This is a genomic window from Arthrobacter rhombi (assembly GCF_039526245.1).
Taxonomy (GTDB): Bacteria; Actinomycetota; Actinomycetes; order Actinomycetales; family Micrococcaceae; genus Arthrobacter_H; species Arthrobacter_H rhombi.
Window position 1 is genome coordinate 285469 of the sequence record NZ_BAAAIV010000003.1, and the last position, 7957, is coordinate 293425.

Sequence of the window (7957 nt, forward strand, 5' to 3'; positions counted from 1 at the left end):
GGTCGCTAGGAAGCGACCTTGATGGTGTCGATGGCCTTCTTGGCCTTCTCCATCAGGGAATCTGACAGCGGGGCGCTGCCTGCGGAGTCGGCGGCGGCCTGCTGGCCTTCCTTGCTGATCACGTAGTTGCCCCAGGCCTTGACCAGGTCAACGGTTTCCTGGTCCTTATAGGTGCTGCAGTAGATGTGGTAGCTCACCAGGATGATCGGGTAGGCACCCGATTCGGTGGTGTCGCGCTGGAGCTCGAGCGCCATGTCCTGGTCTGACCGGCCGGAAACCGGCTTGGCGGTTTCCACGGCCTTGGCGGCTGCTTCGGCGGAGAGCTTCGTGTACTCGTCGCCGACCTTGACCGAGACGGTGCCCAGCTTGCCGACGGCAGAGGCATCGGCGTAGGTGATGGCGCCAGGGGTCGAGGACGTGGTCGAGACCACGCCGGAGGTGCCCTTGGCGTTCTCCGACTGCAGGTCCTTGGGCCAGTCGCCGGATTCCTCGTAGGTCCAGACGTCCTTGGCAGCTACTGCCAGGTACTGGGTGAAGTTCTCGGTGGTGCCCGACTCGTCATTGCGGTGCACGACGGTGATGTCCGTGTCCGGCAGCTTCACGCCCTCGTTCTGCTTGGCGATGGCCGGGTCGTTCCACTTGGTGATCTCGAGCTTGAAGATCTTCGCAATCGTGTCGGCGTCCAGCTTCAGGTCGTCGACGCCTTCGAGGTTGTAGGCCACGGCGATCGGGGAGATGTAGGCCGGGATGTCGAAGGCCCCGTCGGGTCCGCAGACCTTCTGGGAGGACTTGACCTCGTCGTCGGCCAGGTAGGCGTCCGAACCGGCGAACTGCGCGCCACCGGCCAGGAAGGCCTTGCGGCCGGCACCGGAGCCATCGGGCGAGTACTGGACCTTGGCGTTGCTGTTGGAACCCTCAAAGCCGGACTTCCAGGCGTCCATGGCAGCCTTCTGCGAGGAGGCGCCGATTCCGGTCAGGGTGCCGGTCGCGTTCTGCCCGCTCTCCGAGGATCCCCCGGTGCTGGCGGTCCCTCCGGTGGCATTATCCGAACCGCAGGCCGTGAGGGCCAATGCGGCGACGGAAAGGACGGCTGCGGCTTGGCCGATGCGAATAACCTTCACGTGTGTTGTTCCTTCATCTTCTCTGCGGCGGTGGGGCGGGATGCCCCGGTTGCCGACGGACAGCCACTCGGCTGGTAAGAGCTTGCGGTCAACCCCTCAGGCGGCGTTCAACCTCATACCTGACGGTAGGCAGGGCAGGTAAAGAACGTTGCGGGCCAGGATGAACACCAGGTTAACGACATGGAATGGTTCCGCGTCAGAATGGGGCAAAACACCGTGTGACAAGCATTTTTGGTCATATTTCAACGCGAAGTGCCGTGCGTCACATTCCGTGCCGGTTCGTAGCGGAATCCATGCCAAACTGTACGAATGGACAAGGCGAACCCCTTTGGCAGGATGGCGTCCCTGGCGCGCCACCGGTCGCTGTCGGGAACCGCCAGGGTCCGCGTTTCTCTCGTGCAGATCATCCAGATCACGGTGTGCGCCGTCGGGGCCTACTGGATCGCCGAGAAGATCCTGGGCCACCAAGGTCCGCTATTCGCCGCAACATCGGCCGTCGTCGCCCTGGGCTTTGGCGGAGCGACGCGGATGCGCCGCGTTCTGGAAGTAGCCATCGGATGCACCCTGGGCATCGCCGTCGGGGATCTATTGCTCACCCTGCTCGGCACCGGCATCTGGCAGGCGGCGGTCGTCGTCTTCATTTCCCTGGTGCTGGCTCGGTTCCTGGACAGCGGATCCATCTTCACCACGCAATTCGGGGTCCAGTCGCTGCTGGTGGTCCTGCTCCCGGCACCCGACGGGGGGCCCTTCACCCGCAGCGGCGATGCCATCGTCGGCGGCTTGTGTGCCCTGCTGATCACCGCCTTGGCCCCGAAGGATCCGCGCAGGGAGCCCGCCGGGGAGCTGCGGCAGTTGATCCGCGAACTCTCGGCGATCCTGCGCGACAGCTCCGTCGCGTTGCGTGAGTCGGATTCCACCCGTGCCTGGCACGCCTTGATCCGCGCCCGCGGCACGCAGTCGCTGATGGACAAGATCCCGGCATCCCTCACAGGAGCCCATGAGATTGCCACCTTCTCCCCCCATTTCCGTCGACACCGCGGCGAGCTGGAACGGTTGCGGCGCGTCGCCGGACAGGTGGACCTGGCCGTGCGCAACGCGCGCGTCTTTGCCCGGCGGATGGCCTCGGTCATTACCCACGCGGCACTGCGCGAGGAGGCCTCCGAGGAGCTCTCCGTCTATCTCGATGACGTAGCCGACGCCGTGGACTCACTGGCCCGCTCGGTCATGGAACCACAGCAATCCCAGCGCGACCGGGCCGAACGGGCAGCCCGCGAGGACCTCATCGCCGCCGCCGCACGCCTGACTCCCGCTACCTTTGGGGCCACCGGCCTGCAAGGCGAGGGGTTGGTGCTGCTGCTGCGTCCGCTGGTCGTAGACTTGTTGGAGGCCACCGGCCTGGATCACTCCGAGGCCGTTTCGTTCCTGCCTCGCCTCTGACGGGCAGTTCTTGTCGGTCCCAGGCGATAGCATCGTGACCCATGGCCACCAAGAGCAGCACCCGAGCACGCAACGCCCCCGCCTACCGGTGCGCCGAATGCGGATGGACCACCGTGAAATGGGTCGGCCGCTGTGGTGAATGCCAGTCATGGGGCACCGTGGAGGAGATCGGGCAAGTGAACGCCCGCACGACGGCGGCAGCGACGGTGTCACGTCCAGCCCAGAAGATCGCGGACATCGACTCGTCGGCGGCGCTCTACAAGCCGACCCTGATCGGCGAATTGGACCGCGTCCTCGGCGGAGGGCTGGTTCCCGGTGCCGTCATCCTCCTGGCCGGGGAACCGGGCGTGGGCAAGTCCACGTTGCTGCTCGACGTCGCAGCCCGGACCTCGCGCACCAACCGCCGGGTCCTCTATATCACCGGCGAGGAATCGGCCGCGCAAGTGAAGATGCGCGCGGAACGCATCGACGCGATTTCCGACACCTTGTATTTGACGGCGGAAACCGACCTGGGCATTGCCTTGGGCCAGATCGAGCGGCTGGATCCCGAACTGCTCGTCATCGATTCGGTGCAGACCCTGTCCTCCGCCGATGTCGACGGCGCGGCCGGTGGCGTGACCCAGGTGCGTGAAGTAGCGGCCTCGCTGATCAACGCCGCGAAGAAGGGCGATATGACGACCATCCTGGTCGGCCACGTCACCAAGGACGGATCCATCGCCGGGCCCCGGCTTCTCGAGCACCTCGTCGATGTCGTGTGCCAGTTCGACGGCGAGCGCCATTCCCGTCTGCGCCTGCTGCGCGCCGTCAAGAACAGGTATGGGCCGACGGACGAGGTCGGCTGCTTCGACCTGACCGAAACAGGGATCGAGGGGTTGGCGGACCCGAGCGGGTTGTTCGTCACCCGGACCAAGGAACCAGTGTCGGGCACCTGCGTCACGGTGACCCTGGAAGGCCGTCGACCACTGGTGGCCGAGGTCCAGTCCCTGCTGGCCAAGACGAACAACGCCCAGCCTCGTCGGGCCACCTCCGGCTTGGACTCGGCCCGCACGGCCATGATCCTCGCCGTCCTGCAAAGCCGCGCCGGCATGGACCTGTCCAATCTGGACTCCTATGTCGCGACCGTCGGCGGAGTCCGGCTGGGCGAGCCAGCCACCGATCTGGCGACCGCGCTGGCGATCTCCGGGGCAAAGCTGGACCGCCCCCTCCCGGCCCAGTTCATCGCCTTCGGTGAAGTCGGCCTGGCCGGCGAAGTGCGCCCCGTTCCGGACATCGGGCGGCGCATCACCGAAGCGGAGCGGCTGGGCTTCCGCTATGCCCTGGTCCCGGCCTCCCCCAACGGACCGGGCACCGTCCCTCCGGGATTCAAGGTCCGCGAAGTCGGCACGCTCCAGGAGGCGCTTGAGGCCGCTTTCGGTTAGATCCGCCCTCGCGCTCCCGGACCGTCGGTCGAGGCCGATGTGCCTGTCCCGCTTACGATGGTGGTGATCGAGTGGAAGGAATCCCATGGCCAAGACCCCTGAAGAGGCGCTGCGCACCACGCTGGCCCGCGTGGCACCGGGAACGCAGCTGCGCGACGGCCTGGAGCGGATCCTGCGCGGACGCACCGGGGCGCTGATCGTCCTGGGCAACGACCGGACCGTGGAGTCGATCTCCTCCGGCGGCTTCGACATCGATATCGTCTTCTCCCCCACCCGATTACGTGAACTGGCGAAAATGGATGGGGCGATTGTCTGCGACCGCGACGGATCCAACATCCTCAAGGCGGCAGTGCAGCTGGTCCCCGACCACACGATCGCCACCCAGGAATCGGGTACCAGACACCGCACCGCCGAGCGCGTGGCCATCCAGACCGGATTCCCCGTGATTTCCGTTTCGCAGTCCATGCAGATCATCGCGATCTACATCCAGGGCATCCGACATGTCCTCGAGGGATCCGAACCAGTGCTGGCCCGGGCCAACCAGGCGCTGGCCACGCTGGAACGCTATCGCAACCGCCTGGACCAGGTCACCAGCACCCTCTCTGCACTGGAGATCGAGGCCGTCGTCACCGTCCGCGAGGTCGCTGTCGTCCTCCAACGCCAGGAGATGGTGCGGCGGATCTCCGAGGAGATCGACCAGTACGTACTGGAGCTGGGAGTCGATGGTCGGCTGCTGGCCCTTCAGTTCGATGAGTTGAGCGCTGGCCTGGGGCCCGGGAGCGAGCTGCTGCTCAAGGACTACTCCGAGGCGGGGACGGCGCCCGAGCAGATCGAGGCGTCCCTGGGACAGCTGCGTTCCTTCAGTTCCAACGACTTGATCGATCTCAGCAGGATCTCCACTGTCCTGGGGTTCACCCCGGGCATCGACTCACTGGAGGCGGTCGTCCACCCCAAGGGGTTCCGGCTGCTGGCCAGCATCAAGGCGGTTCCCCGGGCCATCGCCGACCGACTCGTGGACAGTTTCGGTGGGCTGCAGCACCTCATGGCCGCCAACATCGATCAGCTCATGGACGTCGACGGCATCGGCGAGCAACGGGCCAGAACGGTCCGTGAGGGTCTATCGCGCATCGCCGAGACCAGCCTGCTGGACCGCTACACGTAGGCCGCAGTCCCGACGACTACTTCAGGGTGAAGGTCGTCTTGTCGCCATCGACGCTGCCGAGCTGGGCGCTGAAGCTGTAGGTGCCCGGGCGCGGTTTCGTCGAAACCGGCTTGCAGCCCGGCGCACTACGCATCCGCTTCCAGGTGAACCGTGCACTTTCCGTGGCACCGGCCTTCAGGGTCATGTTGCTGTCCGTGGCATCGGTGCGGCAGTCGGTCGTGGAGAAAATGCGATCGGACCCCGAGGAGATCTTGAACTCCTGTTGGCTCGTCCCCACATTCAGCTGGCAGTCCTCGGAGCCCGAGTTGGTGATCTTCATTTCCAGGACCGGATCGTCGCCGGAGGCATAGGTGGACTTGTCGGTGGCAGACTTCAGCCCGATGTCCTCGGGGGCGCACGTCGCACCGGCCTCTGCCGATGATGACGGATCGGCCGACCCGGACGACGTGGCAGACGCCGAGGCGGAACCCGACGAAGCGCCAGCCGATTCCGAGGACGCGGCCCCGGACGACGCCGGCGCGGAGGATGCGGAGCTGGCAGATGCGGCACTGGCGGATGCGGGTGCAGGAGCCCCTCCGCTGGTCTCTTGCCCACCCTTGAAGAGACCGGCCACAGCAACCACCGCCCAGATCAGCAAGGCCAGCACGACCAGCAGGGCCACAACGGCGACAAGACGACGACGACGGTAGACTTCCGGGCTCGGTCTGCGGACGCTGCCGGAGCGGGACTGCTGTGGTGCCATGCCACTAGGGTATGGAGCGCCCCGGGCAACTGCGGGTTCCCACGCCGTGCATTAGGGTATTGATGCGCCTCAATCGAAGGAGTCCCGTGCCGTCCATCCCTCCCCTCGACGTCGACGACCTGCATCACGCCCTGGCCGCATGGTTCGCCGACGAGGGCCGTGACCTGCCATGGCGGCGTCCGGACTGCACTCCATGGGGCGTGCTGGTCAGCGAATTCATGCTCCAACAGACTCCCGTGGTGCGCGTGCTGCCCGTGTGGGAAGAGTGGATGCGCCGCTGGCCGGAACCGGCAGACCTGGCCGCAGAACCCTCGGGCGAAATCCTTCGTGCGTGGGGCAGGCTCGGATATCCGCGGCGCGCGCTGCGCCTGGGCGAAGCCGCCCGACGCATCGTGGAGGAGCACGAGGGCCGGGTGCCTGCATCGCCTGCCGACCTGTTGTCCCTACCCGGTGTCGGCAGCTACACGGCAGCCGCCATCTCCTGCTTCGCATTCGGCATTCCGGAAACCGTGGTTGATACCAACATTCGCCGGGTGCACGCCCGGCTCATCGGCGGACGCGCGTTGCCCGAACCCAGCCACACGGCAGCGGAGGCGCGCTTGGCCGCCGACCTCATGCCACGCGTGGAGGACGACGGCGGAGAGCTGGCCTGCACCTGGAATGCCGCAGTCATGGAATTGGGGGCCCTGGTCTGCACTGCCCGGTCTCCGCGCTGTGGCCAATGCCCGGTCTACACGTCGTGCGCATGGATTGCCGCAGGCCAACCCGCACCGCACTACGTCCCCAAGGGCCAGGCCTGGGCAGGCACCGACCGCCAAGTGCGCGGCGCCATGATGGCCGTCCTCCGCGCATCCGACGAACCCGTGGAGGCACGGGTCCTACTCTCGGACACGGCCGCTGCCGAACCGGTGAACTCGACGCCTCCAGAGCCGGGTGCCGCCGTGGTCCGGCTCTGGGGACTCGCGGCAGATCGGGAGCAACGCCAACGTTGCCTCAGTAGCCTGCTCGACGATGGCTTGGCCGTCGACTCGGGTCAGGGCATCACGCTGCCCCACTAGCTGGGTTAAAACAGTCAGGGCCCCACACTAAGTGGGGCCCTGACACGCCGACGTCTGCCGGCGGATAAGTCACCAGGACTTACTTGCCATCTTCCTTCTTCTCGCCGCCGCCGAGGAACTTCTCCTGGGCGCCGTCGATCTGCTCGGAATCGACGGGAAGCTTGTCGCCGAACTTCTCCTGCGCACCGTCAATGCCCTGATTGATCTGGTCGCCATGTTCGTTCTTGAGGTTCTCGATGTTCTCACCGAGTCCACCCAGGTTATCTCCGAGTCCCATTGCATGACCTACTTTCGTTGGTTCCGTATTGGTACGTTCGGTGCCATCTCACTCCGCTGGCTGCGAAATCCGGCGTCCGGGGCCTCAAGCCCTATGGCCACACTATGCAGGTCGAAGCCCTTACGTCCACAGCCCATCGCAAATTTATTGACATTACTCCGAACGCGAAATGTGTCTCGGTCTAAAGGGTCATGATCATGCGTGTATTTCCCAAGGTATTGGGTTTTACCCGGGCCAGATCCAAGAACTCGGCAACCCCCTCATCGGTGGAACGCAGGAGCTCCGAGTAGACCTCGGGGTCCACCGCACTTTGGATTTCCATGACCTCGAATCCCATCGCCCGGAAAAAATCCACCTCGAAGGTCAGGCAAAAGAGTCGTTTGACCCCGATCACCCGGGCCCGCTCAACCAGCTCCCGCAACAACGCCTTGCCAATTCCCTGTCCACGGGCAGTTTCGTTGGTTGCCAAGGTGCGGACCTCCGCGAGATCCTCCCACATCACGTGCAGGGCGCCGCAGCCGAGCAGATTGCCGCCGTCTTCGGCCACAATGAACTCCTGCAAGCTCTCAAAATAGGCGACGGCTTCCTTTTCCAACAGCACGCGCTGGTCCGCCAGGGGCCTGACCAGCAAGCGGATCCCGGCAACGTCTGAAGTACGGGCTGAACGAAGAGTGAAGGACGGCATTTTTACATCCTATTCCCGCGCCGCTCCGTCCACCCACCCATGACGAAGGGCCCGGCT

8 protein-coding genes are annotated in these 7957 nt (G+C 65.4%); 4 read left to right on the plus strand and 4 right to left on the minus strand.

The window, feature by feature from the left end; all coding sequences use genetic code 11:
* Positions 1-5: 5 nt before the first annotated feature.
* On the minus strand, positions 6-1121 hold the full coding sequence (pstS, locus tag ABD088_RS02390) for a phosphate ABC transporter substrate-binding protein PstS (protein WP_343899830.1): 1116 nt from the start codon (positions 1119-1121) through the stop codon (positions 6-8).
* A gap of 309 nt (positions 1122-1430) precedes the next feature.
* On the opposite strand from pstS, the gene ABD088_RS02395 reads away from it, so the two are divergent.
* The 3 genes from ABD088_RS02395 to disA all read left to right on the plus strand — a co-directional run bounded on the left by ABD088_RS02395 (position 1431) and on the right by disA (position 5138).
* Positions 1431-2558, plus strand: a complete 1128-nt coding sequence (locus ABD088_RS02395; RefSeq protein WP_343899831.1) for an FUSC family protein — start codon at positions 1431-1433, stop codon at positions 2556-2558.
* Positions 2559-2599: 41 nt separating this feature from the next.
* On the plus strand, positions 2600-3976 hold the full coding sequence (gene radA / locus ABD088_RS02400) for a DNA repair protein RadA (RefSeq protein WP_343899832.1): 1377 nt from the start codon (positions 2600-2602) through the stop codon (positions 3974-3976).
* A gap of 85 nt (positions 3977-4061) precedes the next feature.
* Positions 4062-5138, plus strand: coding sequence for a DNA integrity scanning diadenylate cyclase DisA (gene disA, locus ABD088_RS02405; protein WP_343899834.1), 1077 nt, complete (start codon positions 4062-4064; stop codon positions 5136-5138).
* A gap of 16 nt (positions 5139-5154) precedes the next feature.
* Here disA and ABD088_RS02410 read toward each other — a convergent pair whose 3' ends face one another.
* Positions 5155-5880: a hypothetical protein gene (locus ABD088_RS02410; protein WP_343899836.1), complete on the minus strand. Its 726-nt coding sequence runs from the start codon at positions 5878-5880 to the stop codon at positions 5155-5157.
* A gap of 62 nt (positions 5881-5942) precedes the next feature.
* On the opposite strand from ABD088_RS02410, the gene ABD088_RS02415 reads away from it, so the two are divergent.
* On the plus strand, positions 5943-6938 hold the full coding sequence (locus tag ABD088_RS02415; protein WP_343899838.1) for an HhH-GPD family protein: 996 nt from the start codon (positions 5943-5945) through the stop codon (positions 6936-6938).
* A gap of 79 nt (positions 6939-7017) precedes the next feature.
* Here ABD088_RS02415 and ABD088_RS02420 read toward each other — a convergent pair whose 3' ends face one another.
* Complete coding sequence (locus tag ABD088_RS02420; RefSeq protein WP_343899839.1) at positions 7018-7215, minus strand: hypothetical protein; 198 nt, start codon at positions 7213-7215, stop codon at positions 7018-7020.
* Positions 7216-7396: 181 nt separating this feature from the next.
* Positions 7397-7900 carry an amino-acid N-acetyltransferase gene (locus tag ABD088_RS02425; protein ID WP_343899840.1) on the minus strand — a complete coding sequence of 168 codons (504 nt, stop codon included), beginning with the start codon at positions 7898-7900 and terminating at the stop codon, positions 7397-7399.
* Positions 7901-7957 lie beyond the last annotated feature (57 nt).

Bases quoted from the DNA above. Each gene is read 5' to 3' on its own strand.
- disA (WP_343899834.1), top strand. From the start codon at position 4,062: ATGGCCAAGACCCCTGAAGAGGCGCTGCGCACCACGCTGGCCCGCGTG.
- radA (WP_343899832.1), top strand. From the start codon at position 2,600: ATGGCCACCAAGAGCAGCACCCGAGCACGCAACGCCCCCGCCTACCGG.
- ABD088_RS02420 (WP_343899839.1), bottom strand. From the start codon at position 7,215: ATGGGACTCGGAGATAACCTGGGTGGACTCGGTGAGAACATCGAGAAC.
- ABD088_RS02425 (WP_343899840.1), bottom strand. From the start codon at position 7,900: ATGCCGTCCTTCACTCTTCGTTCAGCCCGTACTTCAGACGTTGCCGGG.
- ABD088_RS02410 (WP_343899836.1), bottom strand. From the start codon at position 5,880: ATGGCACCACAGCAGTCCCGCTCCGGCAGCGTCCGCAGACCGAGCCCG.
- ABD088_RS02395 (WP_343899831.1), top strand. From the start codon at position 1,431: ATGGACAAGGCGAACCCCTTTGGCAGGATGGCGTCCCTGGCGCGCCAC.
- ABD088_RS02415 (WP_343899838.1), top strand. From the start codon at position 5,943: ATGCGCCTCAATCGAAGGAGTCCCGTGCCGTCCATCCCTCCCCTCGAC.